General features: G+C 67.4%; 27 protein-coding genes. 17 read left to right on the top strand and 10 right to left on the bottom strand.

Annotated features, from left to right (window positions below; genetic code table 11):
• The first annotated feature begins 58 nt into the window (after positions 1 to 58).
• Together AB0269_RS09700 and AB0269_RS09695 are read left to right on the top strand one after the other, a co-directional pair.
• On the top strand, positions 59 to 433 hold the full coding sequence (locus tag AB0269_RS09700; protein ID WP_366210998.1) for a hypothetical protein: 375 nt from the start codon (positions 59 to 61) through the stop codon (positions 431 to 433).
• Between the two features lie 151 nt (positions 434 to 584).
• Positions 585 to 2,057 carry an MATE family efflux transporter gene (locus tag AB0269_RS09695; RefSeq protein WP_366210997.1) on the top strand — a complete coding sequence of 491 codons (1,473 nt, stop codon included), beginning with the start codon at positions 585 to 587 and terminating at the stop codon, positions 2,055 to 2,057.
• Between the two features lie 3 nt (positions 2,058 to 2,060).
• On the opposite strand, the gene AB0269_RS09690 is transcribed toward AB0269_RS09695, so the two are convergent.
• Positions 2,061 to 2,555 carry an Lrp/AsnC family transcriptional regulator gene (locus AB0269_RS09690; protein ID WP_366210996.1) on the bottom strand — a complete coding sequence of 165 codons (495 nt, stop codon included), beginning with the start codon at positions 2,553 to 2,555 and terminating at the stop codon, positions 2,061 to 2,063.
• 82 nt (positions 2,556 to 2,637) lie between these two features.
• Between AB0269_RS09690 and AB0269_RS09685 the strand changes: the two genes are divergently transcribed.
• The 4 genes from AB0269_RS09685 (at position 2,638) to AB0269_RS09670 (ending at position 7,244) form a co-directional block, all read left to right on the top strand.
• Positions 2,638 to 3,837 carry a PLP-dependent aspartate aminotransferase family protein gene (locus AB0269_RS09685; protein WP_366210995.1) on the top strand — a complete coding sequence of 400 codons (1,200 nt, stop codon included), beginning with the start codon at positions 2,638 to 2,640 and terminating at the stop codon, positions 3,835 to 3,837.
• Positions 3,838 to 3,933: 96 nt separating this feature from the next.
• Entirely contained in the window at positions 3,934 to 5,847 is a 1,914-nt protein-coding gene (locus tag AB0269_RS09680) for a hypothetical protein (RefSeq protein WP_366210994.1), read from the top strand.
• A gap of 180 nt (positions 5,848 to 6,027) precedes the next feature.
• Complete coding sequence (locus tag AB0269_RS09675; RefSeq protein WP_366210993.1) at positions 6,028 to 6,648, top strand: ATP-dependent Clp protease proteolytic subunit; 621 nt, start codon at positions 6,028 to 6,030, stop codon at positions 6,646 to 6,648.
• Positions 6,648 to 7,244 carry an ATP-dependent Clp protease proteolytic subunit gene (locus AB0269_RS09670; RefSeq protein ID WP_366210992.1) on the top strand — a complete coding sequence of 199 codons (597 nt, stop codon included), beginning with the start codon at positions 6,648 to 6,650 and terminating at the stop codon, positions 7,242 to 7,244. The genes AB0269_RS09675 and AB0269_RS09670 overlap by 1 nt, the downstream gene beginning before the upstream one ends.
• 101 nt (positions 7,245 to 7,345) lie before the next feature.
• On the opposite strand, the gene AB0269_RS09665 is transcribed toward AB0269_RS09670, so the two are convergent.
• Positions 7,346 to 7,687 (bottom strand): helix-turn-helix transcriptional regulator, encoded by a 342-nt coding sequence (locus AB0269_RS09665; RefSeq protein ID WP_366210991.1) that lies wholly within the window; start codon positions 7,685 to 7,687, stop codon positions 7,346 to 7,348.
• Positions 7,688 to 7,821: 134 nt separating this feature from the next.
• Positions 7,822 to 8,730 (bottom strand): helix-turn-helix transcriptional regulator, encoded by a 909-nt coding sequence (locus AB0269_RS09660; RefSeq protein WP_366210990.1) that lies wholly within the window; start codon positions 8,728 to 8,730, stop codon positions 7,822 to 7,824.
• A 134-nt stretch (positions 8,731 to 8,864) separates the two neighbouring features.
• Here AB0269_RS09660 and AB0269_RS09655 point away from each other — a divergent pair, with 134 nt between their 5' ends.
• Entirely contained in the window at positions 8,865 to 9,884 is a 1,020-nt protein-coding gene (locus tag AB0269_RS09655; protein ID WP_366210989.1) for a zinc-dependent alcohol dehydrogenase family protein, read from the top strand.
• A gap of 19 nt (positions 9,885 to 9,903) precedes the next feature.
• On the opposite strand, the gene AB0269_RS09650 is transcribed toward AB0269_RS09655, so the two are convergent.
• A complete protein-coding gene (locus AB0269_RS09650) occupies positions 9,904 to 10,875 on the bottom strand; it encodes an acetylxylan esterase (protein ID WP_366210988.1) in 972 nt (323 codons plus the stop codon).
• Positions 10,876 to 11,002: 127 nt separating this feature from the next.
• On the opposite strand from AB0269_RS09650, the gene AB0269_RS09645 reads away from it, so the two are divergent.
• The 3 genes from AB0269_RS09645 to AB0269_RS09635 all read left to right on the top strand — a co-directional run bounded on the left by AB0269_RS09645 (position 11,003) and on the right by AB0269_RS09635 (position 15,346).
• Positions 11,003 to 12,442: a cell division initiation protein gene (locus AB0269_RS09645; protein WP_366210987.1), complete on the top strand. Its 1,440-nt coding sequence runs from the start codon at positions 11,003 to 11,005 to the stop codon at positions 12,440 to 12,442.
• Positions 12,443 to 12,622: 180 nt separating this feature from the next.
• Positions 12,623 to 14,473 (top strand): DUF1349 domain-containing protein, encoded by a 1,851-nt coding sequence (locus tag AB0269_RS09640; protein WP_366210986.1) that lies wholly within the window; start codon positions 12,623 to 12,625, stop codon positions 14,471 to 14,473.
• Between the two features lie 51 nt (positions 14,474 to 14,524).
• Positions 14,525 to 15,346 carry a sulfurtransferase gene (locus tag AB0269_RS09635; protein WP_366210985.1) on the top strand — a complete coding sequence of 274 codons (822 nt, stop codon included), beginning with the start codon at positions 14,525 to 14,527 and terminating at the stop codon, positions 15,344 to 15,346.
• Between the two features lie 54 nt (positions 15,347 to 15,400).
• On the opposite strand, the gene AB0269_RS09630 is transcribed toward AB0269_RS09635, so the two are convergent.
• Entirely contained in the window at positions 15,401 to 16,519 is a 1,119-nt protein-coding gene (locus AB0269_RS09630; protein ID WP_366210984.1) for an MFS transporter, read from the bottom strand.
• A gap of 184 nt (positions 16,520 to 16,703) precedes the next feature.
• Between AB0269_RS09630 and AB0269_RS09625 the strand changes: the two genes are divergently transcribed.
• From AB0269_RS09625 to AB0269_RS09600, 6 genes are all read left to right on the top strand, one after another.
• Positions 16,704 to 18,092, top strand: coding sequence for an SLC13 family permease (locus AB0269_RS09625; protein ID WP_366210983.1), 1,389 nt, complete (start codon positions 16,704 to 16,706; stop codon positions 18,090 to 18,092).
• Positions 18,093 to 18,130: 38 nt separating this feature from the next.
• Positions 18,131 to 18,832: a class II aldolase/adducin family protein gene (locus tag AB0269_RS09620; protein ID WP_366210982.1), complete on the top strand. Its 702-nt coding sequence runs from the start codon at positions 18,131 to 18,133 to the stop codon at positions 18,830 to 18,832.
• Between the two features lie 282 nt (positions 18,833 to 19,114).
• Positions 19,115 to 19,825 carry a hypothetical protein gene (locus AB0269_RS09615; protein WP_366210981.1) on the top strand — a complete coding sequence of 237 codons (711 nt, stop codon included), beginning with the start codon at positions 19,115 to 19,117 and terminating at the stop codon, positions 19,823 to 19,825.
• On the top strand, positions 19,818 to 20,609 hold the full coding sequence (hcaB, locus tag AB0269_RS09610; protein ID WP_366210980.1) for a 3-(cis-5,6-dihydroxycyclohexa-1,3-dien-1-yl)propanoate dehydrogenase: 792 nt from the start codon (positions 19,818 to 19,820) through the stop codon (positions 20,607 to 20,609). The genes AB0269_RS09615 and hcaB overlap by 8 nt, the downstream gene beginning before the upstream one ends.
• Positions 20,606 to 21,373, top strand: coding sequence for a class II aldolase/adducin family protein (locus AB0269_RS09605; RefSeq protein ID WP_366211458.1), 768 nt, complete (start codon positions 20,606 to 20,608; stop codon positions 21,371 to 21,373). The genes hcaB and AB0269_RS09605 overlap by 4 nt, the downstream gene beginning before the upstream one ends.
• 256 nt (positions 21,374 to 21,629) lie before the next feature.
• Positions 21,630 to 22,424, top strand: a complete 795-nt coding sequence (locus AB0269_RS09600) for an IclR family transcriptional regulator (protein WP_366210979.1) — start codon at positions 21,630 to 21,632, stop codon at positions 22,422 to 22,424.
• A gap of 39 nt (positions 22,425 to 22,463) precedes the next feature.
• Here the strand turns inward: AB0269_RS09600 and AB0269_RS09595 are convergent, their stop codons facing one another.
• From AB0269_RS09595 to AB0269_RS09575, 5 genes are read right to left on the bottom strand one after another with little or no spacing between them, the layout of a single operon-like run.
• On the bottom strand, positions 22,464 to 23,690 hold the full coding sequence (locus AB0269_RS09595; RefSeq protein WP_366210978.1) for an FAD-dependent oxidoreductase: 1,227 nt from the start codon (positions 23,688 to 23,690) through the stop codon (positions 22,464 to 22,466).
• The gene (locus AB0269_RS09590; protein WP_366210977.1) at positions 23,687 to 23,887 is read right to left on the bottom strand and encodes a ferredoxin; all 201 of its coding nucleotides are present in this window, start codon (positions 23,885 to 23,887) and stop codon (positions 23,687 to 23,689) included. The genes AB0269_RS09595 and AB0269_RS09590 overlap by 4 nt, the downstream gene beginning before the upstream one ends.
• Positions 23,884 to 24,219: a hypothetical protein gene (locus AB0269_RS09585; RefSeq protein WP_366210976.1), complete on the bottom strand. Its 336-nt coding sequence runs from the start codon at positions 24,217 to 24,219 to the stop codon at positions 23,884 to 23,886. The genes AB0269_RS09590 and AB0269_RS09585 overlap by 4 nt, the downstream gene beginning before the upstream one ends.
• Positions 24,216 to 24,803, bottom strand: coding sequence for a 3-phenylpropionate/cinnamic acid dioxygenase subunit beta (locus AB0269_RS09580; RefSeq protein WP_366210975.1), 588 nt, complete (start codon positions 24,801 to 24,803; stop codon positions 24,216 to 24,218). Before AB0269_RS09580 ends, AB0269_RS09585 begins: the two co-directional genes overlap by 4 nt.
• Positions 24,800 to 26,266 carry a Rieske 2Fe-2S domain-containing protein gene (locus AB0269_RS09575; RefSeq protein WP_366210974.1) on the bottom strand — a complete coding sequence of 489 codons (1,467 nt, stop codon included), beginning with the start codon at positions 26,264 to 26,266 and terminating at the stop codon, positions 24,800 to 24,802. Before AB0269_RS09575 ends, AB0269_RS09580 begins: the two co-directional genes overlap by 4 nt.
• 155 nt (positions 26,267 to 26,421) lie before the next feature.
• On the opposite strand from AB0269_RS09575, the gene AB0269_RS09570 reads away from it, so the two are divergent.
• Complete coding sequence (locus tag AB0269_RS09570; protein ID WP_366210973.1) at positions 26,422 to 26,703, top strand: rhodanese-like domain-containing protein; 282 nt, start codon at positions 26,422 to 26,424, stop codon at positions 26,701 to 26,703.
• Positions 26,704 to 26,706: the final 3 nt, after the last annotated feature.

Below are 26,706 nucleotides of genomic sequence, written 5' to 3'. Positions count from 1 at the left end.
TGCGTACCGTGGGGATCACGAAGGCGACCGGGGGGTCACAATGTCATCGATCGGGCTGGTGAGGGATCTTTCAGAGCTTTTCCTGTGGGTCGGCATCGCGGGGGCGGGCATCGCCCTGATCTGCGCGATCGTCGCCCTGATCGCACTCGCGATGGGTGCCGCCGGCGTGGCCGGCGGAGCATCCGCGGCGTGGATCGGCGGCGCGCTGCTGAGCCTCGCATCCGGTTTCTCCGGGCAGTGGGTTCCCGCGATCGTGGCCGCGGGCGGCCTCGTCGTCGCGCTCGTGCTCGGCGCCGTCGCACGGTCCATCGTGCAGGCCTTCGAGCGGCGACCGAAGTCGGAGCCGGTGGTCTCGTCCGCAGCCGCACCGGCGTCTGCGCCCGCACCCGTGCTGGCCGCACCGCGCATCGTCGGCGTGCACCGCGACCTCTGAGATCGACGGGCCGCTGAGGCCTGGAGCCGGTTCTCTCAGTTCGACGCTGCGCAGGCGCTCGATCGTCCGAATCGATTCGATAGACTGGGCGCTCGCCGTACTCCGGCGAGCCGTCTGCCCCGATCCTCGTCTCCGGAAGCCGCTTCCCCGCATGGCAACCTCCCTCACCACTGGCCGCCCGTGGCGCGTCATCCTGACCTTCGCCGTCCCTCTGCTGATCGGCAACATCGTCCAGCAGCTCTATCAGGTCGTCGACACGGTCGTGGTGGGGCGCGAGCTCGGCGTGAACTCGCTCGCCGCCGTCGGCGCGACCGGGAGCCTCCTGTTCCTGCTCCTCGGATTCGCCTGGGGCATGACGAGCGGTTTCGCGATCCCGACCGCGCAGGCGTTCGGGGCGAAGGATGCCGCCGGCGTGCGGCGATCCGTCGCCACGGGCACGCTGCTCTCGGCCGCCGCCAGCATCGTCATCACGATCGGCGGTCCGCTGCTGGCCGAGCCCGTGCTCGTGCTCATGCAGACCCCGCCCGAGCTGCTCGCCGAGGCGACGCTGTTCACGCAGGTGAGCTTCCTCGGCGGCGGGGCGACGATGTTCTTCAACTACCTCTCGGCGATCATCCGTGCGATCGGCGACTCGCGGACACCGCTCGTCTTCCTCACGATCGCCTGCGCGCTGAACGTCGTGCTCGTGATCCTGCTCGTCGGCCCGGTCGGGTGGGGAGTCGCCGGCGCGGCGCTCGCGACCGTCGTCGCGCAGGCCGTCTCGGTGCTGCTGTGCCTGGAGTTCGTCCGGCGTCGGATGCCGATGCTTCACGTTCGGCGCGAGGACTGGCGCGTCACCCGCGGCGACATCGCCGATCACCTGCGGCTGGGCCTCCCGATGGGATTCCAGGCCTCGATCATCGCGATCGGCACGCTCGTCGTGCAGGTCGCCCTGAACGTCCTCGGCGCCGAGGCGATCGCCGCGTACACCGCGGCATCCAGGGTCGACAGCCTCGCGACGGCGCTGCTGGCATCCCTGGGCCTCGCGGTGTCGATGTACGTGGCGCAGAACTTCGGCGGCCGGCGGCCCGACCGCATCCGCTCCGGCGTCGTGCAGGCGACGTGGATGGCGATCGTCGCCTCACTCGTGCTCGGCATCGTGCTCATCGCCTTCGGCACGCACCTGGTGCGGTTGTTCGTCGGCGACGGAGCCGACGAGGTCGTCGAGCTCGCGCACCTCATGCTCATCATCAACGGGTCCACCTACGCCCTGCTCGGCGTGCTGTTCGTGCTGCGCGGTGCGCTGCAGGGGCTCGGTCAGGCGATGATCCCGACCATCACGGGTGTCGTCGAGCTGTTCGCCCGCGTGGCCGCTGCCGTCGTGCTCGGCGCTGTTCTCGGATTCGCCGGCGTTGCGATGAGCAACCCGCTCGCCTGGGTCGGCGCGGTCGTGATCCTCATCCCCGCGTACGTGCGCGCGCACCGCGCACTGGCGAAGATGCCCGTGGATCCGCTCGAGCCGACGCTGACGACGCCGATCGCGATCGTCGGCCCCGACAACAGCTCCCTGAACGTGGATGCCGTGGTCACCCAGCCCGTGCCCGTGATCGTGCAGCGCCGCTGGAAGAAGTTGCTCCGCCGCTGAGACCTACCCCAGTACGCCGCGGCCGTCGCGCAGATCGAAGACCAACTGGGTCTCGGTTCCGCGCACGACCGGATGCACCGTGATGCGCTCGAGGACGATGTCGCGCAGTGCCGCGGCATCCTGAACCGCCACGTGCACGAGGAAGTCGTCGACCCCCGCGACGTGGAACACCTGGAGCACCCGGGGAGTCGCCACGAGCGCGTCGAACAGGGCATTGACCTTCTCGCCGGTGTGATTGGCCAGACGCACTTTGATGATCGCCTCGAGCGGGTAGCCGAGGGTCGCGGCGTCGAGTCGTATGCGGGTGTCGCGGATGACGCCCCGGTCGCGCAGGCCCCGTACGCGGTGCGCGCACGTGGACTCCGCGAGCCCCAGCTGGGCGGCGAGAGCTTTGTTCGTCAGGTCCGCGCGCGTGCTGAGCGCAGCCAGGATCTGCAGGTCGAGCTCGTCGAGTTGTGCTTTCGCCAAGTTCGTCGCCCCTGTTCGGTCGATCGTCATCGAGAATCGCAGATCTGCCGTGATAGTCGGCGGATGCTGTCGAATTCTCCCACTCGCATTGGGATTCCGGCAACGTGAAGGCATGAGCCTGCACCCTGACACCGTCGCCGTGCACAGCGGCCGCGACGACCTCAACGCGCTCGGCGTCCACGCCCTGCCGATCGACCTCTCCACGACCAACCCGCTTCCCGACATCGAACGGGGCGGCGACGCCTACGAGGCGATGGCCACCGGCGGCCGTCCGATCGAGAACGGCAGCCTGGTGTACCAGCGGCTGTGGAACCCGACGGTCGCGCGCTTCGAGGAGGCGCTGGCCACGATGGAACACGCCGAGGCGTCGGTGGCGTTCTCATCGGGAATGGCGGCGATGACCGCCGTGATCCTGGCCATGACATCCGCGACCGGCAAACGCCACGTCGTGGCGGTCCGTCCCCTGTACGGCGGCACCGACCACCTGCTCGGCTCCGGGCTGCTGGGAACCGAGGTCACGTTCTGCCATCCGTCGGAGGTCGGCGTCAGCATCCGCCCCGAAACGGGCCTCGTGGTCATGGAGACGCCGGCGAACCCCACTCTCGAACTCGTCGACGTCGCCGCCGTCGCCGCGTCGGCGGGCGGCGTGCCCGTCGTCGTCGACAACACCTTCGCGACGCCGATCCTGCAGAACCCGCTCGATCTGGGCGCGGCGATGTCGCTGCACAGCGCGACGAAGTACCTCGGCGGGCACGGCGACGTGATCGCCGGGGTCGTCGCCTGCAGCGAGGAGCACGCCGAAGCACTGCGCCGCGTGCGCGCCGTGACCGGAGGCCTGCTGCATCCGCTTGGCGCGTACCTGCTGCACCGCGGCCTCACGACCCTTCCGGTGCGGATCCGGCGGCAGCAGGCGAATGCGCAGCGCATCGTGCAGTGGCTGATCGATCGGCCGGAGGTCGACGAGGTGTTCTACCCGGGGCTCGACGGCGACCCGCAGGGCATCCTCGATCGGCAGATGCGGGGAACCGGGGCGATGATCGCGATGCGAATGCGCGGCGGCTACGCGGCGGCGAGCTCCGTGGCCTCCGCGGTCGAGCTCTTCACGCACGCGGTCTCGCTCGGGGGAGTGGACTCGCTCATCCAGCATCCAGCCGCACTGACCCACCGCCCTGTGCCTGCTGACGCCCGTCCGGATGCCGACGTCCTGCGTCTGTCGATCGGACTGGAGGACGCCGATGATCTCATCGCCGATCTGTCGCGCGCATTCGCCGTTGTCGAAACGCTACAAGAAACCAAGTCTCAGAGAATCTGAAACTTAGTACCTGGTCGCAAAGGCCGAGGGAAGTCGGCATCCGCACTCCTACACTCGCGGGTGGCAACGATGCCATTGACCCCTGGAGCCTCGATGATGAGTTCTCAGTCCCACGCGCACGGCAACGGCGTGCGCATAACCGTCGTCGTCCTCGCCCTGCTTCTCGCGGCGATGGTGACGATCTTCTTCCTGACGACCGGAAAGATCGCCGCGGGTGCCGCTGAGCTGTCGGACGGGACGGGCACCGCCCGGGACGGCTCGGCTCAGCTCGCTGCCGGAGCGCAGGAGCTCTCCAGCGGAGCGCAGCAGCTCGCCGACGGCTCTCAGGACCTCGCCGACGGCGCGCAGAGCGCTCACGAGGGATCGCAGAAGCTCGCAGCGGGTGCGCTGAAGGCCGAGTCCGGTGCTGCCGCACTCTCCGTCGGCGCCGGTACGCTCGCGGCCGGCACGGCCAGCGCCGAGTCGGGTGCCGCCCGCCTCAACGGGGGAGCGCAGACGGCGCTCTCCGGCGCACAGGAACTCGCCGCCGGTCTGCTGCGTGCAGACCTCGGCGCGCAGAAGGCTGTCACCGGTGCGCAGAAGCTGTCCGGCGGCGCTGCCCAGGTGGATGCCGGCGCGCAGAAGGCCGTGGACGGAGCGCAGCAGATCTCCGGCGGTGCCGCGAAGCTGGATGCCGGGGCGCAGACCGCTCTGGCCGGAGCCCAGCAGGTCTCCGGTGGTGCTGCACAGCTGGATGCGGGGGCGAAGAGCGCGCTCACCGGAGCCCAGAAGGTCTCGGGCGGTGCCGCGCAGGTCGGCGCCGGTGCCCAGAAGCTGCTCGACGGTGTGACGAGCATCGCCGCCGGCGTCGGCGGTGCGCACCAGTATGCGCAGTCGCTGAACGCCGGGGCGCAGGACCTCAGCTCGTCTCTCGCCGCCGGAACCGGTGACCAGGTCCGCTACCTCGCCGCCAACGGCGCCATCATCACCGGCACGGTCGGTTCGCTGTCGCAGAACTCGCAGGCGCTCGCCGACCAGCTCGCCGTGCTCGCCCAGACCAACCCCGACCTCGCACCGCTGGCAGCACTGGCCGCCGGTGTCGACCAGCAGGTCGACGGCATCGCGCCCGCAGCGGCCGCAGCGCCGCAGCTCGCTCAGGGACTGATCAACGCCGGTGACGGTGCCGCGTCGCTCGCCGCGGGGACCAGCGCGCTCCTCAACGGCGACTCGTCGAAGGGCTGGCCTGGAACCGTCGGCCTCGCCGATGTGCAGAACGGCGCTCCGGCGCTCGTGGTCGGTGCTCAGAACCTCAAGAAGGGCAGCGGCGACCTCGCCGCCGGTGCGGCTTCGCTCGCCGACGGCATGGCGCCGCTGGCGCAGGGTGCGGCGCAGCTGTCGACCGGCGCCTCGAGCCTCGCGACGGGCATGACCCCGCTCGCGCAGGGCGCCTCCGACCTGTCGACGGGCGCCTCGGATCTCGCCACGGGCATCGCGCCGCTGAAGTCCGGGACCTCGCAGCTCGCATCGGGCGCGAAGGAGCTCGCCACCGGTCTTGTTCCGCTCAAGTCCGGCACCGCCGACCTGGCATCCGGCGCCGGCCGCCTCAGCGGCGGTCTGACCACCCTCTCCGAGGGCGCGGCAGCGCTGCACGACGGAGCGACGCGTCTGAACTCCGGCGCATCCAGCCTGAACGAGGGCGCGGCGTCCCTCGCCGAGGGTACCTCGACCCTGCAGCAGGGCGCGTTCGACCTCGACAACGGCCTCGGCACGCTGTCCGAGGGCGCGACCGCCGTCGCCGACGGCTCGGGTGCGCTCGCCGTCGGCGGCACGAAGCTCGAGACGGGCGCCGTCGCACTCGCCGACGGCAACGGACGCATCGCAGACGGCTCGGGAACGCTCGCCACCGCGACCGCGGGTGCCGCGCCGTCGATGCTGCCCTGGATGCTCGGGATCGCCCTGATCGGCCTGATCGCGATCGGCTTCTGGGTCGGTCACCGGATCAGCCACCGGCGCGCGCTCGCCGCGGCGTAGTCGGGCAGAACGGCCGGAACGGGGCCGCGGGACCACGAGTCCTGCGGCCCCGTTCCGCGTCCGCCGCGTGCCGGGCCTGCGCGGTCGCGGGCCGGCTCGCGCAGAGTCCATCCGCTCAGGGCAGAGCCGCCTTGAGCGGATTCCGCCCACCGGCGGACGGATGCCGCGCACAGTGGGGGCATGAGCGAAGAGACACCGATCCCGCAGTTCGGCCCCGAGGCCAGGCGCGCGCTGTTCCACGAACGCGTCCTCGTGCTCGACGGCGCCCTCGATGACGACAACGGCACGCTGCTGATGACCCAGCTGCTCACCCTCTCGGCGGAGGACCCGGTCGCGGACATCGCCCTCTGGATCCACTCGCCAGGAGGTTCGGTTCCGTCGATGCTCGCCATCCGCGACGTCATGCGCATGATCCCGAACGACGTGGCAACGCTCGCCCTCGGGCTCGCAGCCAGTGCAGGACAGTTCCTTCTCTCCGCAGGGACGAAGGGCAAGCGCCGCGCGCTTCCGCACGCGCGCATCCTCATGCATCAGGGGTCGGCCGGCATCGGGGGCTCGGCAGCCGAGATCGAGATCCAGGCCGACGACCTCCGCCAGATGCGCGACACCGTGCTCGGCCTGATCGCCGACGACACCGGCCAGCAGCCAGACCGCATCTTCGAGGACTCACTGCATGACCGCTGGTACACGGCGGTCGAAGCCGAGGCGTACGGCTTCGTCGACGAGATCGCGACATCGCTCGGCGATGTGTTCCCCCGCCGCAGGGCGCGTGTGGGGCTCGGCCTCGAAGGAGAGAAGTGATGAGCGGCTACACGATCCCCAACGTCATCGCGCAGCATCCGCGCGGCGAGCGAATCATGGACGTCTACTCGCAGCTGTTGTCCGAGCGGGTGATCTACCTCGGCACCGGCATCGACGCGGGTGTCGCGAACGCGCTGATCGCGCAGCTGCTGCATCTCGACGCGGACAGCCCGGACACCGGCATCCAGTTCTACATCAACAGCGAGGGCGGCGACCCTGGCGCTGCGCTGGCGATCCACGACACCATGCAGCACATCCGCCCGGCCGTCGCGACCACAGTCGTCGGGCAGGCGATCGGGCCGGCCGCGCTCCTCGCCGCGGCTGGGGCGGCAGGCCAGCGCGCGGCCCTCGCGCACGCGCGCATCGTGCTGCATCAGCCGGCCGGGCAGTCGCGCGGGGCTATCCCCGACCTCATCCTTGCCGCCGACGAGGTCGTGCGCGTGCGAGCGGACATGGAGGCGATCCTCGCCCGTCACACCGGTCGGACGGTCGAGGCGCTGCGCGCCGACACCGACCGCGACCGGGTGTTCACGGCATCCGCCGCGCTCGAGTACGGGCTGATCGACACCGTCCTCGGCGAGCGGACGGCAGGTTAGCGCGCCACCGCTGACACCTGTCAGCCTGGATGACAGATGTCAGCCCGGAGCAACCGTTCCGTACTGACGTGTGTGATCGGGACTGACAGGTGTGGCCCGGCTCAGGCCGCGAGGGCGAAAGCGCCGTGGCGGGCGGATGCCGAGACGGCGGCGGATGCCGGCACCGACGCGGCCCGCAGCTCATCGGCCACGCTGCTCGTGAGCTCGACGAGCGTGGTGTCGAGGGCGCCGGCGATCGCGGCGATCATCTCGCTGGACGGCTCCTTGAGACCCCGCTCGACCTCGGAGAGGTACTGCGGCGAGACACCTGCCCGCGCAGCGGTCTCGCCGAGGGTCTCGGCGTTGTCATGGCGACGCCGGCGCAACTGATCGCCGAGCAGGTGGCGCCACAGCGGTTCGGGCGACGGGGTGGAACGGTCGGGGAACGCGATCATGTCGGCCATGGTCCACGGTAACGCCGCGCCGTTCTCCGGCGGGAGCGGTTCTGCTCAGAGCAGAACACCCGCCCGGCCCGCACAGACCTCTCCTTGCCGACGAGACCTCTCGTCACGGACGTCGGCACCGAGAGGTCTCGTCGCTAACGGGAGGCGTCTGCGTCCACGGACGTCTCGGCAGGGTCCGGCGCGGTCGCCGGATGCTCCGCCGCCCAGCTGGCCAGCAGCCCGAGGCGTTCCGCCGACGGTGAGCCCGGTTCGGCGGTGTACACGAGCATGACCTGCCCGGGTTCGGCCGTCAGTGCCAGCTCCTCGTACGCGAGCGTGACGTCGCCGACGATCGGATGCCGGTACCGCTTGGTCCCCGCGCCGTGAGTGCGGACATCGTGCGCGCCCCACAGCCTGCGGAACGTCTCGCTCTGCGTGGACAGCTCGCCGACGAGATCCTGTAGCGCCTTGTCGTGCGGATCGCGGCCGGCTTCTGCCCGCATGATCGCCACGCACATCTCGGCGAACAGGTCCCAATCCGGGTAGAAGTCGCGCGACGCCGGGTCGAGGAACTGGAAGCGCGCGAGGTTCGGCGTCCGCCCGCCCTCGCCGATGAGCGGCGAGAAGAACGCCCGGCCGAGCGGGTTGACCGCGACGATGTCCTGATGCTGGTCGCGCACGAACGCGACAGCGCCGGTGAGTGCCTCCAGCGCCCACTGCAGGCTCGCGCGCGGTGGACTCGACGACGCGGCGCGGCGCCGCGTCCGGCCCGATGTGGGGATGCCGTCGGCCGCACGCGCCAGATCGAACAGGTGCGCGCGCTCGGTGTCGTCGAGCTGCAGCGCACGGGCGATCCCGTCCAGGACCGAGGCGGATGCACCGGCGATCGCGCCGCGCTCGAGCTTGGCGTAGTACTCCACACTGACGCCCGCGAGCATCGCGACCTCGGTGCGTCGCAGGCCGGGAACGCGACGGTTCGGGCCTCCGACGATGCCCGCCTGCTCGGGGGTGATCTTCGCGCGGCGCGACGACAGGTATTCGCGCACCTCGGCCCGGTTGTCCATGCGGCAAGCGTATGCCGATTGGATGCCGGGAGGGGCACCCTGACAGGACACGTCTCGGCAGGAACTCCCGGAGTCCGTAGATCAGGAGTTGTATGGAATCACACACCGAAGCACACATCAGAAGGAGCGCACACATGCGTGGAGTAGTCATGCACGGCCCCGGCGACGTCCGCGTCGAGGACCGCGAGAAGCCGACCATCACGAGGCCGACGGATGCCGTCATCAAACTCGCCGCCACGTGCATCTGCGGTTCCGACCTCTGGCCGTACCGCGGTGCCGACAGCGTCGACGCGACGCCCATGGGCCACGAGTACGTCGGCGTGGTCGAGGAGATCGGTGCGGACGTGAAGAACCTGAAGGTCGGCGACTTCGTCGTCGGCTCGTTCATGGCATCCGACAACACGTGCGAGATCTGCCAGGCCGGGTACCAGTCCCGGTGCGCCCACGTCGTGCCGATGGGCCGGTACGGCACCCAGGCCGAGTACGCGCTGATCCCGCACGCAGACGGCACGCTCGTCGCCACCCCCGGTCAGCCCGACGCCGACCTCATCCCCGCTCTGCTCGCCGCGTCCGACGTGCTCGGCACCGGATGGTTCGCCGCCGTCGCCGCTGAGGCCGGCCCCGGCAAGACCGTCGCCGTGGTCGGCGACGGCGCGGTGGGCCTCCTCGGCATCCTCGCCGCGAAGCAGCTCGGCGCGGAACGGATCATCGCGATGAGCCGGCACGCCGACCGCCAGGAGCTCGCGCGCCGTTTCGGCGCGACCGACATCGTCGAAGAGCGCGGCGACGAGGGCGTGGCGAAGATCAAGGAGCTCACGAACGGGCTCGGAGCCCACTCGACGATCGAGGCCGTCGGCACGCAGGAGTCGATGATGCAGGCGATCCGATCCACCCGCGCCGGTGGGCACGTCGGCTACGTCGGCGTCGCGCATGACGTGGCGCTGCCCGGCGACGAGCTGTTCTTCTCGGGCGTGCACCTGCACGGCGGGCCTGCGCCGGTGCGGCGATTCCTGCCCGAGCTCATCCAGCTCATCTGGGACCGCGAGATCGACCCGGGCGTCGTCTTCGACCTGACCCTGCCGCTCGAGGATGCGGCCGAGGGGTACAAGGCGATGGACGAGCGGCGCGCCACGAAGGTGCTGCTGACCGTCTGAGCGACGGGCGCGACCCGGTTCAGCCCGCGAGCTGCTCCGCGAGGAAGGCGGCCTGCTTCTGCCACTGCAGACCCAGGCCGCCTTCGTGCTCGTTGAAGGCGTACTCGACGATGTCGGCGGTTCCACCCCAGTGATTGCGGGCGGCGAACACCGTCGACGGCGGGCACACCGGGTCCATGAGCGCCACCGAGAACAGAGCGGGCGCCGTGGCGCGGCGGGCGAGGTTCGCCCCGTCGAAGTACGACAGCGTCCGGAACGTGTTCTCGACGGCGTCCCGATGCACAGCCAGGTACCGCACGATCTCGGCGTAGGGATCGCGGTCGGTGAGCCCGACCGCCCGTTCGAAGTGGCAGAGGAACGGCACATCCGGCATCGCGGCGATCAGACCGCTCGAGAGCGCCGCGGCGGCGATCGCGACCCCGCCGCCCTGGCTGGTGCCCGTCACGGCGACCCTGGATGCATCGATCCGATCGAGCGAGCGGATCGCGTCGATCGCGAGGACGGCGTCGGTGTAGACCCGGCGGTAGTAGTACTCGTTCGGGTCCTGGATGCCGCGGGTCATGAACCCCGGCGTCGCAGGGCCGGAGCCGTGCGGGTCGGGCGTGATGCCGCCGGTGCCCCATCCGCTGCCCTGGCCGCGGGTGTCCATGAAGAAGTGGGCGTACCCGGATGCCGCCCACCCGAGCCGCTCATGCGGAAGGCCGCGCCCACCGCCGTACCCGTTGTACTCGATGACCGCCGGCAGAGCGTCGTCGGCATCCGCCGGCAGCAGCAGCCACCCGCCGACCGGGTCGCCGCCGAACCCGCTGAAGGCGACGTCGTACACCTCGACCGCCTGGAGCGGCGAGTCGATCCGGCGCAGCTGGACGGGGGCGGCGAGGGCACGTGACTCGGCGAGGGTCTGCTCCCAGAAGTCGTCGAAGTCGGCGGGCTCCGCCACCTCGGGCCGGTAGGAGCGCAACTGCTCCGCCGGTAGGTCGAAACGCGGCATCGCTGAATCCTTCACTCGGGGTCGACCGCAGTTTATCGCCGCGACGCTGTCGCCTCACAGGCGCACTGGTTAGGCTGAACCTCAGGGTCTCTCCCGCATCTCTCCCCCGCTTTGAAAGGCGTCCATCGTGACCGAATCCGTTGAGAACACCGCAGAGCAGGGCACGGACTTCTTCGATCAGCTCGCCCAGGGTCCCGCCCGCGAGCAGGAGAGCTTCACGATCGGTTTCCGCGGTTACGACCGCGGCGAGGTGGATGCCGCCATCGCGGGTCTGCGCATGCAGATCAAGCGCGCCGAGACCGAGCTCACCGAGGCCCGCTCCGGTGTCAGCCGCGACGTGGAGTCCGTGCGCGCCGAGCTGGAGACCGCCCGGTCCGAGAGCGAGAGCCGGGCAGCCGAGAGCGAGGCGCGCATCGCCGAGATCGAGAAGCAGCAGGAGGAGCGGGTTGCCGCCGCCCGTGCGGATGACGAGAAGCGCATCGCCGCGCTCGAAGCCGATCTCGCCGCGGCGCAGGCCCGGGTCGACGAGTCCGAGCAGCAGGTGACGGCACTCTCGAACGAACTCGCGGGCGCTCCGAAGGACGAGACCGACATCGAGGGTTCGCGCCTGCAGTTCGAGGCCGTCCTCCGCGTGGCCGAGGAGCAGGCATCCGTCCTCATCCAGAACGCCGCCGTGCAGGCGGAGCGCCTGCTCGAGGCCGCCCGTGACGAGGCCGAGGCCCGCCGCGCAGAGCTCGCCGCCGAGGTCGACCGGCTGACCACTCAGGCGCAGAACGACGCCGACCAGGTGCGGCTGCGCATCGAGACCGAGTACACCGCGCATGAGGCGCGCATCGAGCGCGAGGCGGCGCACGCGGCCGAGAAGGTCAATCAGGCCGAGCAGGAGGCGGCGACCATCCGCACCGAGGCCGAGAAGGGCGCGGCAGCCCTGCGCTCCCTCGTCACCCGCGAGACGACGCAGCAGCGCACGGATGCCGAGCGTGAGGTCCGCGAGATGAACGCCCGCGTCCTCGAGTTCGAGGAGACGCTGACCCGCCGTCAGGATGACGCGCAGCAGGAGTTCCTGCTGCTGCACAATCAGGCGGTCGCGCACGCCGAGCGCATCACGGCCGATGCGAACGAGCAGGTGGCATCGTCGCTCGAGCACTCCAAGCGGATCGCCGCGAAGGCCGACGACTACGAGAAGCTCATGCGCTCGCAGGCGCAGTCGATCGAGGCGGATGCGCAGGTGCGTGCCCGCGCGACGCTCGAGCGCGCTCAGGTGAAGGCCGAGAAGATCGTCAGCACCGTGACCGGGCACACCGCCGATGTGCTCCGCGATGCCGAGGACCGCACCCGTCAGCTGCGCTGGCAGCAGCAGCAGCTGAACAGCTTCATGGCCGAGGTGCGCGAGCTCATCCGCCCGGAGGGCGTGCTCGCGGCATCCGCCGGCGAGACGGAGGACGCCGACGACGTGGACGTCCTCGAGGAGGGCGACGAGGTCATCGAGCTCGCTCCCGACGCGGACGAGACGGCCGGCGATGAGTCGGAAGGCGACGCCGACGAGGACGACTCCACCAAGAGCTGACGCCGTCCCGTGACGGTCCGTTCACCATGAGCGTCACGACACCCCGATAATGCGCTCCACCGCCAAATAATGCGCATTAGGGGCATGACGGGCGCGGTCGGATCTGGCACGATCAGGCGCTGTGAGCAAGGCGCAGCCTTGCCTGAGCGGTGCCGATGGGGGCACCGGGAGGAGCAGCCCATGGACATTCGAAGAAGAATCGCCGCGTCAGCGGTCGCGCTGGCACTCGTCGCCACGGCGCTCATCGCCGGAACCGCGTCGACGGCCGCCTCGGCCGCAGAGGACGAGGAGCTTCCGGTCTTCACCACGCAGGGGCCGATCATCGACCGGTTCACCGATGAGACCTGGAACCCGGGGAACGAGTTCATCTTCCCGTCGGTGTTCCACGCCGGGGAATACCTCGAGAACCCGCTCGGCGAGTGGTACGTCTATTACGCCCCGCACGACGCCCCCGGTGGCATCAACCTCATGTACGCGGACTCGATCGACGGACCGTGGACGCACTACGACGCCAACCCGATCGTCTCGAACGTCTGGGACGGCATCTACGACGTCTCGCATGTGTCCGCGCCCGATGCCGTGTGGAACGAGGACACCGACCAGGTGTTCCTCTACTTCCACGGCGAGAACACCACAGACCGCTACGCCACATCGGCCGACGGTGTGCACTTCGACTACGGCGGTGTCGTGATGACGACCGAGCAGTTCGGGCAGAACGCCACGGAGACCTCGTACAACCGCATCTTCGACAATCCGTTCCCCGAGAACGGGTGGGAGCATGCGATGTTCTTCATGGTCAACGACACCTCGAACGTGCGCCGCATCGGGCTGGCCTATTCGCACGACCTGATCAACTGGGAGGCGCAGCCGGGCTGGGTCGTCGAACCGACCGCCGTCGAGGGGACGAACGTCGCCGGACCCGAGATCTGGGAGTGGAACGGCACGCACTACGTGCTTTACGGATCGAGCGCGGGAACGATCTTCGCGAAGAAGCTCGATGAGGACCTCCGCAGTGCGGGTGATCCGATGCCGCTGTACATCCCGAGTCCGTTCCCGCCGGAGGAGGGGCGCACCTCGTCGCCGCAGATCGTGGAAGAGGGCGGCGTCACCCACATGATCTTCGAGATCGGCGGCCGCAGCGGCACGACGATCGCTCATGCTGTGCTCGACCCCGAGGGCACCCGGGACCCGCTCAACACCCGTTCGGAGGACCCGATGTACGAGCTGTGCACGGGCGCGGGGTCCGACGAGTTCGAAGGCGACGCTCTGGGCGAGGCGTGGAGCATCCTCCGCGACGGCGAGGATCGGCAGCGTCTCGAAGACGGCGGTCTGGTGATGTCGTCGCCGACCACGTCGATCGATGGTGCGACCATTCCGCAATTGCCTGTTCCCGAGGGAGCGTGGGAGGTCACGACCGAATTGGAGTACGCGCCGGTGGCCAAGTACCAGCAGGCGGGGCTCGTGCTGTACCGCGATGATGCGAACAACGCCAAGCTCGTCTGGTCTTTTGCGCAGCAGGGTCAGCGATTCGACTTCACGTGGAAGAACAGCGGCAAGGACCGCTTCGACACGTGGACGTGGGAGGACAGTGTCTTCCCGCCTGCGGACATGGGCGGCACCGTGTGGCTGCGGATGAGCAGCAACGGAGACTGGGTGACAGCTTCGCTGTCCACGGATGGTCAGAAGTTCATCCGGATCGGCCAGCCGATCGAATCGGAGGTACTCGCGGCCACCGGCGTCGGGGTGTCCGCGTTCCGCGGCGCCACATCCGCTCCCGATACCGAAGCGCGATTCGAGTGGCTCCGCTTCACGCCGGATGCGGATGAGCTGGCGGCCTGCGAGAGCGATGACGGCAACGGTCCGGGCAACGGTCACGGTCCGGGAAACGGGCACGGCCACGGTCCCGGGAACGGGCACGGCCACGGTCCGGGGAACGGTCACGGCCAAGGACCCGGGCACGGTCACGGCCAACGACCCGGGGACGGCAAAGGTCTCGGCTGGGGCAACGGTCATGCGATTCTCGTGAACTGACGGACGACGCGGTGGCGCCCCGATGGCTTCGCCCCGTCGTACCCTGGACGCATGTCGAACCTGACGCATGCCGCGGCGCTGTCGGAGCTGATCGATGCGGGAGCCAGGATCCTCGACGTCCGCTGGAAGCTGGGTCGGACCGACGGTCGTGACGCCTATCTCGCCGGCCACATCCCCGGCGCGGTGTACGTGGACATCGAGACCGAGCTGTCGCGGCACGGGCGTCCTGACGAGGGGCGCCACCCGTTTCCGTCGACCGGGCAGGTGCAGGAGGCCGTGCGCCGCTGGGGTGTGAACGCGGGCGACGTGGTGGTCGCATATGACGATGCCGGCGGAGTCCCGGCTGCCCGCGCGTGGTGGATCCTGCGGCAGGGCGGTGTCGACGTGCGCGTGCTCGACGGCGGCTGGCAGGCATGGCAGACCAGCGGCGGAGCGGTCGAGACCGGCGATGTCGTGCCGGAGCCCGGAGACGTCGTGCTCTCGGACATCAGCGGCGACAGCCTCACGATCGACGAGGCCGCCGCGCTCGCGGCATCCGGCATCCTGCTCGACGTGCGCGCACCGGAGCGCTTCCGCGGCGAGGTCGAGCCGATGGATCCGATCGCCGGCCATATCCCCGGCGCGGTCAATCTGCCGACGACCGTGCACGTGGATGAGCGCGGGATGCTGCGCGAGCCGGACGCCCTGCGCCGCACGTTCGCCGAACGGGGCATCACGGACGGCGTCGCGGTCGGCGCGTACTGCGGTTCGGGCATCACCGCCGCGCACACGGCGCTGGTGCTCGCCGAGATCGGCATCGACGCGAAGCTGTTCCACGGCTCGTGGAGTCAGTGGTCGAACACCCCGGGCCGGCCGGTCGCGACGGGAGACTAACGGCGTGACTTTTGGCCAGTGATCCGGCGGTTGTGCCTAGAGGCTGCGGATGGTTCACTCGTGAGTGCCGCGACGCGCGATCACGACCGCACCGGGCGATCCTGCGAGAACGCCGATGAGGAGCATGGCGAGGGGCATGGGCATGACTAAGCCTGCTGCTGAGACCGCCAGCGGTGTCAGGAAGAGCGCCCCAGCACGGAACACGCCTGCGAAAACCACCGAGCTGCCTCGTAATGCCTCCGGAACGGTCGTGCCGACGAGTGTCGGTCCGAGTGTCAAGATGACCCCCGAGCCTACGCCTGCGACGATGACACCGCTGACGGAGACGGCCTCGAGCGACGGCAGGCAAGCGAGGGAAGCTATGCCGGTTGCCGTCGCCAGCGTTGCGATCGTCACCGTTCGAGAGAAGAACGCGGCCGCGATCGCGCCGGCCGCAAGAGAGCCGACCAACAGACCTGCGTTCGCTGCACCGATGAGCAACCCCGTGCGCGGTTCTGCCCAGCCCGCATCCCCGAACATGATCGATACGAAGGTGGTGAGCACTGCGTTGAACGAGCCCGCCGCCAGCGTGCCGAAAGCACCGACTCGCATTCCGTGATAACGCCAGAGCTTGTTGTCGGTTGTCTTCGGAACTCGCTCGAATAACGGGAGGCGTGTGAGCAGGAGGCATTCGGAGGCGCCGACGATTGCGATCGCAGCGATGACAGCGGCGGCGAGCCGAGGTTCTCCCGTGGCCATCACTCCCGCGAGAATCGGGCCGAGGATGGCAAGGCCATTAGACAGGAACTGATTCCGAGCCATTCGTCGTTCTGGGCGCGGCCCGAGGCGAAGGACATGAACTTGAGAACCGCTCCAGAACCCCGCTCGCGAGATCCCTTGGAGCAGTTGCGCGACGAGGAGGCCGATCAATCCTGGAATGACGAGCACGGCGAGCATCGACAGAGCCAGGACCATGAGCGAGCCCGCCATGATCGATCGATCGGTGGCGATCCTGAAGAGGTGGTTGACGAGCGAACGTGACACGAACTGAGTCGCAGCCGATGCTGCGCTGAGCGATGCGATCACCGCGAGCGAAAGTCCTTCGTCCAACGCAACGAACGTGAGCATCACCGTTGCGGTCGCGAGGGCGAGCGCGTAGAGCGCCGTCACTACATCGATCGCGAGCGTGCGCATGAACTCAAGCGCCGGGTCGTGAGAGTATCATCAAAGAACCCTATTCTGTGCAACAGAAAAATACCACATTAGCGCCGTGGCTCCTTGAGGGTTGACACGCGACGCCGAGTGCAGAAGTATGTTCTGCACAACAGAGGACTTATCGTGATAGATGCGCACGTCGTTGTGCGGGGAGAGGACCACCGTGAGTATTCATCTCATCGGCGTCATCGTTTTAGCAGTTGTCTTTGTGCTCGGCACGGCTCGTCCGGTGAACATCGGCGTATTCGCTTTGGTCGCGACGTTCTTGCTGGGGATCACTCTGGGCGGTGAGTCCGTCGATGAACTTCTCCTCGGATTCCCGGCCGACGTTCTGATCCTTCTCGTCGGAGTCACCTATCTGTTCGGGCTCGCCGCGACCAACGGCACGCTGGAGTGGCTGGTGGAGCGCGCGGTGCGCGCCTTCGGAGATCGGCCGGCGCTGGTTCCGTGGTTGATCTTCATCTTCTCTGCTGTCCCGACAATGGCGGGCGCGCTCGGCCCCGCTGGTGTCGCGATGCTCGCTCCTCTGTGCCTCCGCCTCGGCGAGAAGTACGGGCTCAGCCGTCGGATGTCGGCCCTGATGGTCATGCACGGATCCTGCTCGGGCAACTTCTCGCCCATCAACGGTCTCGCGATCATCGCTCTCTCCGCTGCGGAGCAGAACGGTCTCGAGGTGTCGGGAACGGCCCTGTTCCTGGGAAACCTGGCGTACAACGTCGGCCTCGGCGTCATCATCTACTTCGGGTTCGGCGGCCGTCGCCTTATCGCGCAGGGCCGAGCCCAGCGGTCAGAGCGCACTCAGCGCGCCGAGCGTGGTCAGCGTGCGCTCGCGACGGTGGGGGCGGCGGTCGCGGCGTCGGCGGCGGGCAACGGGCAGGGGAGTGCCGCGGGTTCTGCGTCCGCGGGTTTCAGTGCGGGCGGATACACCGAACTGATCGGCCACCCGAAGACGTCGATTCGCATCGACCAGGTCGCAACCCTCATCGTCATCATCGGCGTCGCAATCGCCGCACTGGTTCTGGACTTCGACCTCGGTTTCGTCGCGCTTACGGCGGCAGCCCTGCTGCACACGATCTTCGGGAAGCGGTTCGATGGAGCAGAGAAGAAGATCGTCTGGTCCGTCGTGCTGCTCATCTGCGGAATCACCACGCTTGTCGCTCTGCTTCAGCGCCTCGGCACCATCGAATGGCTGGGCGAAGGGATCGCAGGAATGGGCGTCCCGCTCCTGACGGTTCTCGTCCTCTTCTTCGTCGGCGCCGTGACCAGCGCTTTCGGATCCAGCGCGGGGCTGATCAGCGTGCTCGTCCCGCTGGCTGTGCCGTTCATCGCTACAGGAGGCATCGACGCGACCTGGGTTCTGGTGGGGCTTTGCATTTCTGCGACAGTCGTCGACGCGATGCCGTTCTCTTCGGTCGGAGCGCTCACTCTGTCGACCGCTCCGGAAGAGGAGCGACCTCAGTTGTTCCGGTTCATGCTCGTGTGGGGCGCGGCGATGATCGTCTCCGCGCCGATCCTCACCTGGCTCGTGTTCATCCTGCCGACCTCTCTGTGATCGGACTCGTGTACAGAACCGAAACGAAAGAGCTCACTATGCATGAAGAATTGAAGCATCAGGTCGCGTTGTCGTCACGGATCCTCGCCGCGGCGGGACACGGCGATCTCATCTGGGGGCACACGTCGGTGCGCGACCCCGAGGGAAAAGGCGTCTGGATCAAAGCCGCCGGCTGGGGGCTCGACGAAGTCACCGCCGAACGAGTCCATCTTGTGGACGAAGACGGCGCGCTCGTCATGGGCGATGGCCAGCCGCACAGCGAATGCGCGATCCACACCGAGATCATGGCGGCCCGGCCCGATGTCGGTGCCGTGGTGCACACCCACCCACCGCACGCGGTGGCTCTGGCAGCGCTCGGGCAGGAACTCAAAGCGGTCAGCCACGCCGCGAACCTCTTCACTCCTCCAGGCGTTCCGCGCTTCACCCGGACAGCCGACCTCATTCTGACCCGTGAGCTCGGGGCCGCAGTGGCGCAGTCGCTCGGCGATCGAAACGCTCTCTTCCTCGTCAATCACGGGATCGTGACCGTTGGTCGCGATGTCAAGGAAGCGACAGTCGCGGCGGTCGTTCTGGAACGCGCATGCCAGCAGCAGCTGCTCACCGCGACGGGCGGCGGATGGCCGACCTGGTCACCGCCCGAGGAATCCCTCGCCAAACGCGAGCACATCTATCACGATGCGGCAGTTGCCAGCGTCTGGGACTATCTCGTCCGCCAACTGCCGACTCGAAAGGGGGAATGAGTCGTGGCTTTGACTTTCACGATGGCGTGCCAGGCATACGATCGGATGGACCTCTTGCGTCGAGGCGCTGTGCGTCTGGGAGATGCGGAGATCAACTTCCTCGATCTGCCGGTTGAGGAGACCTTCTTCCGAATGGCACGGTTCCGTGAGTTCGACATCGCCGAGATGTCGCTGTCCTCGTACACGCTGAGTCTCTCGCGAGGAGCGCCGTTCGTCGCGATACCGGTGTTCCCCTCGCGCTCCTTCCGCCACAGCGGCGTATACGTACGCGAGGATTCGTCCGTGACCGAGGCATCTGCGCTCGCCGGGGCTGTCATCGGCGTTCCGGAGTATCAGATCACGGCTGCGGTATGGATCAGGGGCATTCTCGCGGAGCATCATGACCTTCCGGTGTCCGCTGTGTCATACCGCACGGGAGGACTCGATGAGCCCGGGCGGTACGAGAAGATCGCGCTGGATCTGCCCGAGGGCGTCTCGGTGACCCCGATCGGCGACGAACAGACGCTTTCGCAGATGCTGTTGGACGGCGAGATCGACGCCCTGTACAGCGCACGCAACCCTGGACCCTACAACGCCTCCGGACACGGCGGCATTCGCCGACTGTTCACAGATACGGAGCAGACGGAACGCGACTATTTCGCCGACACCGGGATCTTTCCGATCATGCACACCCTCGTCATACGCCGGGACGTCTACGAGCAGCATCGATGGCTTCCGCGGGAGCTGATGAAAGCCGCGGAGTTGTCGAAGCAGGTGGGTCTCGCCGGCATCGACGAGACTGCCGCGCTGCGGTTCGCCCTGCCATGGCTCTGGGCGGAGGCGGAGCGCACGCGGGAGGCACTCGGTGACGATTGGTGGCCTTACGGGATCGAGCGCAATCGCCACGTACTCGATACGTTCCTGCGCTATTCGCACGAACAGGGGCTGGCGCCGAAGCGCTATACGCCCGAGGAGCTCTTCGCTCCTGAGTCGCAGGAGCAGGTCATTGTCTGAGCAGGGATGGCTGACGGGAAAGCGCACCCTCATCGCCGGGGCCGGCTCCGGGATCGGCCGCGCGGTCGTGGATGCGTTCCTTGACGAGGGCGCCCAAGTGGCGGTACTGGAACGCGATCCAGCGAAGGTGCAGGCTCTGCGTTCGAGCCGCCCCGAAGTCGTCGTGGTCGAGGGCGATGCGACCACTCGGGAAGCGAACGAACTCGTGGTGCGGACGGCAGTTGACGAGTTCGGCGGCCTCGACGTTGTGGTCAGCTGTGTGGGAATCTTCGACTTCTACCGTGGGATCGGCGACATCGATGCCGGGCAGATCGATGATGCGTTCGACGAGTTGTTCACCGTCAACGTCAAGAGCCATCTGCATCTCGTGAAAGCGGCGCTGCCGGCGCTGCGTGATTCCCGCGGCTGCATCGTACTCACCGAATCGACCTCGGCGTATTACCCGGGCAGAGGGGGCGTGCTGTATGTGCCGAGCAAGTTCGCCGTCCGAGGTCTCGTCACCGCGCTCGGCCACGAACTGGCTCCTGACGTGCGAGTGAACGGCGTGGCGCCCGGTGGAACAGTCGGGACGGATCTGCGCGGAGCCGGTGCGCTCGGTCTCGGTGACAGAAGCCTCGGGCATGCCTCGAACCGTGAGGCGGATATCGCTGCGCGGGTACCGCTTCAAGTGGCGCTGTCGGGAGCAGATCATGCGTGGAGCTACGTCTTTCTCGCGTCAGATCGCTCGCGCGGTGTCTCGGGCGATGTCATCCACACCGATGGCGGAATGGGGATCAAAGCATGAGCATCAGAGCCTTCTCCGAAGAGCGGGAACTCATCTCAGGGGCGTGCCGGGTTCTCGCAGGTCGCGGTCTTGCCGACGGAATCCTCGGCCATATCAGCCTCCTCGTGGACGACGATCTGGTTCTCGTGCGATGCAGGGGGGCGCACGAACAGGGTCTCGGATACACAACCCCTGACGACATCCGGCTCGTTCATCTGGATGGCGAAGAAGGCGCCCGTGGTGAGCTCGACGGCTGGGCGGTGCCGAACGAGCTTCCGTTGCATGCAGAGGTGCTGCGCAGCCGGACAGACGTTCGCGCGGTCGTGCATGCGCACCCTGCGCGGACAGTCGCGGCGGATCTTGCCGGCCTCCAGATCCGGCCGATCGTGGGAGCGTTCGATATTCCCGGTGCGCGGCTCGCCGCTGGCGGCGTTCCCGTATACCGTCGAGGCGTGCTCGTCCGCGATCGTCGTCTCGCGCAGGAGATGGTCGACGCGATGGGCGATCGCCCCATCGTGCTGCTGCGCGGCCACGGCATCACCAGCGCCGCGCCGTCAGTCGAACAGGCAGTCCTCCAGGCGATCAGCGTCGATATCCTGGCCGCGTTGTCGCTGCAAATCGTCGGAGCCGGTGGCACTCTGCAGGATCTTCCTGCAGCCGACATGAGCGAACTCCCTGATCTCGGTGCAGGATTCAATACGGGGTTCGCATGGCGGCATGAACTTGCGCGCCTGCGCGGTGTCGTCCTCGACGATCCCGTGCCGCCCGGCGCCGTGACGAGCTGACATGACGGGGGATCGCGCCGCCTCGTCCCCGGCTCGGTGGGAACTCGCCGTGATGGTCTGGGTGTCGCTGCTTCCCGCAGCGTTGGTGATGAACCTCCTCGTCCTGCCACGGTTTCCTGACATTCCTCAACCGGTGGGGGTCATTGTGTCATCGGTCGTGAGCGTCGTGTTCGTGGTCTGGGTCGGTCTTCCGGTCATGCTCCGGTTGCGGACCGCAGTTGCCCAGCGTCGATCTGCCCACCGTTAGCATTGAGGCGTGAATAAGAGCGGATCCCTGGACCTGCCCGCGACGGGGCCTGCGCCCCAGTACCCGATCGAATCGGTCGACAATGCGCTGAAGATCATTCATCTTCTCGGTACGCGTGCGGAACTGCGGCTGACGGAAGTTGCCGAGGCGCTCGGGGTCGCGTCGTCGACCGCGCATCGGCTGCTCGCGATGCTGCAATACCGTGGTTTCGTTCGACAGGATGCTTCATCGAAGGCATACCGCGCTGGCACTGCACTGTCGACCGTCTCGTTCGCGATCTTGCAGCGCTTCGACGTCCGTGAGGCGTTGCATCCCCTTCTCGCCCGGGTGAACCAGGAATTCCGCGAGACTGTTCACGTCGTCGCACTCGACGGTGCGATGGTGAGATTCCTCGATGCGATTGAGAGCCCTCAGGCCGTGCGCGTCGCATCTCGTCTGGGGCAGGTGATGCCGGCAAACTGCACGTCGTCAGGGAAGGCGATCCTGGCGGGTGTCTCGTCGGCGGAGTTGCGCAGCATCCTCCCATTCGAACGGCTCGATGTCCTCACTGAGAATTCGATCGCCACCCGCACGGAGTTCGAACGCAGTCTCGACGAAGTGCGCGACCGCGGTTACGCGACCAGCAATGAGGAGAGCGAAGAAGGCGTGCGATCAGTCGCCGTAGCGTTCCCGCCCGGGGCGCTGCCGATGCGCCTTGCCATCAACGTCTCGGTTCCTGCACATCGGATGAAGGCATCGACGGAACGACGACTGGGTGAGCGGCTCGCGTCTGAAATCCGCTCCCACGGCGAAGCGATGCAGTGACCCGGTGCGGTGCGCCCGAGATACGAGCGCACCGCACTCTCATAGCGCGGACGCCACCGGAACAGCGAGCATTCTTTCCAGCGACGCCCTGAACTCGGCAGCGTTTTCATGGTTCTGGACTGCGCGGCGAGCCGAGATCAGCGCTCGTGGCCAGTTCACGACGACTGCGCCCGTGAGATGCACCCCGTCCTCCGAATACGCGACGGCGAACCTGTCGTCGGCGGGATCCCCGAGCAGCTGCGAATCGGTGACACCGGTGCGGCCGACGATCTGGATTCTCCAGTCGTACTGGTCACTCCAGACGTACTCGACCGGATCGTACGAGCGCGCGTTCTCGGGAGAGAGAACGTTGTGTGCGACAAGCCGCGCCTGGTCGGCGGCGCTGGTCCAATGCTCCAGACGGGTGCTTCCTGTGCCATCAGAGTGTTGCCAGCGGCAGACATCTCCGATGACATGAATATCGTCGGCTCCGACGGCACGGAGATGATCGTCTGTGACGACGCCGTTGTCGATCACCAACCCGGAATCCTCCAGCCATTCGGTGTTCACGACCGCACCGATGCCGACCAGTACCGCGTCCGCCTCGATCCGCTCGCCGTTCGAGAGCGAGACGAGCGCTCTCGTTCCGTCGTCCTCGATGCCCTCGACGCCGGTAGCGAAGAGCATTTTCACGCCCTCAGCAGCATGCTTGTCTGCGAAGATCTGACCGATCTCCTCGTTGAGAGCGCGTGACATGGGGGCGGGATGCGGGTCGACGATGGTCACCTCTGCGCCGATGCTCCGTGCGGTTGCGGCGACCTCTGCGCCGATGAAGCCGCCGCCGACCACGACGAGGCGGCGCGTCGCGTGCAGGACGGCACGCAGCCGGGCGGCGTCCGCGCTCGTGCGCAGAAGATGGATCCGCGGTCCATCGCCCCATGGTGATGGTCGCGCACGAGCCCCCGTCGCAATGATCAGATCGTCGTACGAGAGGCGCTCACCGTCGGCCAGGACGATCTCCTTAGAGGCGATCTCGAGGCCCGACGCGGCCGTCCCGCTGCGCCAGGTCACGCCGAGGGCCGAGAGCTCGTCTTCGGAAACCAGCGGGACGCCATCGGTGCCGGTGTCGGATACCAGATGTGCTTTCGAGAGCGGTGGCTTGTCATACGGGTACGCGAGGTTCTCCTGCTCGACGATGACGATCTCGCCGTCGAAGTCACCTGACCGCAGGGCTTGCGCGGCCTTCACCCCGCCGACCGAGCCGCCCACGATGACGGTGCGGGTCATTCTTCGACCACCTTCAGAGCCGAGACAGGGCAGCTGTGCGCGGCATCCTTCACTCTCTGAATCTCGGACTCCGGGACGTCGGTCTTCAAGAGCACGACGATGCCGTCGTCATCGATGTCGAAATAGTCGGATGCCCCGACCACGCAGTTCGCATATCCCTGGCAGGCAGCGAAGTCCGCCTTTACTACTACGGTCATCGTGACTCCTCTGGTTCCATCGTCGACAGCGCGGGCTCCGGGAACATCGGTTCATATGGCGAAGCGATCATCGCGGTGAAGGTCTGCGTCGTCTGCCAGGTGAGTGCCTCGAGTTCCAGGGGGTCGAGGGCGATCCACTGGCCCGATTTCGGCGACTCGATCAGCAGGCGCGCACCGTTGCGGGTCTCGACGTGGGAGACCCTGATCTCGCTGAACTCGTTCGCGATGGTCAAGGGCGCGCCGATCGAGCGGGCCAGCAGGCGCTCGTGTTCTTCGTATGACCGGCGCGCCGCCGCGCGGTCGATGTCTTCGCCTTCCCACTCGAGAGTCATAGGAAGATCGCCAGGTTCTGTGTGCGCAGCACTGACTCGTCGATCAGGATGACTCGCCGGGCGAGCACGTAGCCGGTGTCGGTCTTCCTGAACACGTCTTCCCGCTGCGCGGAAATCGTTGAGGCGGGATTCGTATCTCCGCGACTGCGGAACAGCAGTACTGCAGAATCAACGATCAGCTCATCGGGGACATCGGTCTCGAAAGTCCGAACGTTGGTCACGAAGTGACGCAGACGTGAGGGCGGGTCTTCGGTCCACGCGTGCTCCGTGAGAAAGCGCGCCACCCGTCGGCCGAGGGAGTACTTGTTCTCATCCCAATGCGCCATTCCTGGAGAAGTCGTGTACCCCGCCCCCAGTGCCGTGGTGACGCGAACGGGCATCAGATAGTGGACGTCCTCGGCGATGGAGTCGAGCCACTCCTCGTAGCGCTGGTCATCGAGGATGTACGCCTCTTCGACGAGCCACCGCGACAGGTCGAGGTGGCGCTCGTCGTCGAATCGCAGCGAGGCGCCGGCCTTCCGTGCCTGAGTCGCGCCGCGGTGCAGGATGGACTGTGCAGACAGGTCTGCTCCGATGAGGGTCATTCCGACACTTCCTTCTTCTCCGTCGCTTCGGGCTCGCAAGCGTCTCCGGCGGTGCATTCCCCCGCTGCGGCTGCCGCAGCCGCAGCCGAGGGGGTGAGCCGTACCGCGCCGAGGCCGACCGGACGCTCCGGTTCGGGTGCATCGTCTTCGACGTAGTCAGCCCAGCGCTCGAGAAGGTGACGCTGGTTGTACTCGCCGTATCCGACGTGGGCGACACCAGGACCTGACCAGTCGTCGACACCGAGAGCCGGAACCACCGGAGTACCGTCCTTGAGCATGCCCATCCGGCTATTGAGCAGAAGTCGACGTGCCATCGCGCCTTTGGCGGTGTTGGTGAGCGAAACCCAGTTCTCCACATCGTCCTGCTCGAACATGCCGGTGGAACCGAAGCACATAAGGTATGCCTTGTAGCTGAGCTCCTTGTACTCTTCGGGGGCATCCGCTGCGACGGCGAACCATGAGTAGACCTCGGTTTCGTTCTCACTGATCGGCTGCCAGGTGCGGATCGAGATGAAGGGCAGGACGTCATCGCCCTCTTCGACCTTCGGCCAGTTGTGCACCAAGCTCATGTTCGGGAAGATCGACGCCGCAGAGATCATGAAGCCGTTGTCGCCGATTACATCGAGCTGCTGCTGCGACCACGTGTTTTTCATTCGCTCGATCATCTCGTCGGGGTAACCGACGTAGCGCAAGCGCTCTTCGAGGGTCCCCGGCGGCAGCTTGTAGGTCGTGCCTCCTCCGTTGCCCGCCCAGTAAGTGTTGCCGTCTTTGCGCTTCTCGGCCTTCGGCTCACGGAACAGGCCGATCTCCACGACCGAGGTGTGGGTCTGAGGCGTGTGGTACATGTCGCCGGCGAAGTTCTCCGCGCCGATCTTCCAGTTAGCGTTCACGCGCCAGCGCTGCGGTCCGCGCAGTTCGATGCCCGCCTCGGACTGCTTCGTGTAGTAGTCGAGGAAGAAGGTGAAGTCGCCGAGGTAGTCGACGAGGCTGGGTGCGTCCGGATCCATGCTGATGAAGATGAGACCGTTGTAAGTGTCGAGGTTCGGGGCCGGGAGCAGCCTGGCGCCCTTGCGGCTGAAGCCCTCTTCGCCGCCGTATGCCTCTTGGTGGAATGGCAGCCCGACGATGCGGCCGTCGTTGCGGTAGGACCAGCCGTGATACGGGCAGCGAAAGTGCGAGGCGTTGCCCATTTCAGCTCGACATACTTGCATGCCCCGGTGCAGGCACATGTTGAAATGAGCTCGGATCTCGCCCTTCTCGTCGCGCACAACGATGAAGGAGTCGTCCAGCACCTTCCGCACGACGTAATCTCCAGGTTGCGGAATCTCGGATTCGTGGCCGACGAACAACCACGCGCGGCTGAAGAGGTTCTTCTTCTCGAGTTCGAAGATTTCCGCGTCGTTGTAAATGTGGGCGGGAAGCATGCCATTGCGTACTTCGTCGTAGATCGTGGGTGCGGTCATTGCCAGTCTCTCACTTTCAAAAGAACTCAACTCTGCTCTGCAGAATACAACCAAGTAACAGGCATGGCAACCGGCAAGCCGCTTCCGGCGCTCGGTGTCGACGTTGACGTAACGGCGGGCGCGCACCGGAGCGCTTCCGCGGCGAGGTCGAGCCGATGGATCCGATCGCCGGCCATATCCCCGGCGCCGTCAATCTGCCGACGACCGTGCACGTGGATGAGCGCGGGATGCTGCGCGAGCCGGACGCCCTGCGCCGCACGTTCGCCGAACGGGGTGTCACGGACGGCGTCGCGGTCGGCGCGTACTGCGGGTCGGGCATCACCGCCGCGCACACGGCGCTGGTGCTCGCCGAGATCGGCATCGACGCGAAGCTGTTCCACGGCTCGTGGAGTCAGTGGTCAAACACCCCGGGCCGGCCGGTCGCGACGGGGGAGTGAGCA

This window comes from Microbacterium sp. NPDC077644 (assembly GCF_040702785.1).
GTDB lineage: Bacteria > Actinomycetota > Actinomycetes > Actinomycetales > Microbacteriaceae > Microbacterium.
The sequence above is the reverse complement of the archived record's forward strand: the minus strand, read 5'-3'. Positions and strand labels throughout refer to the sequence as shown.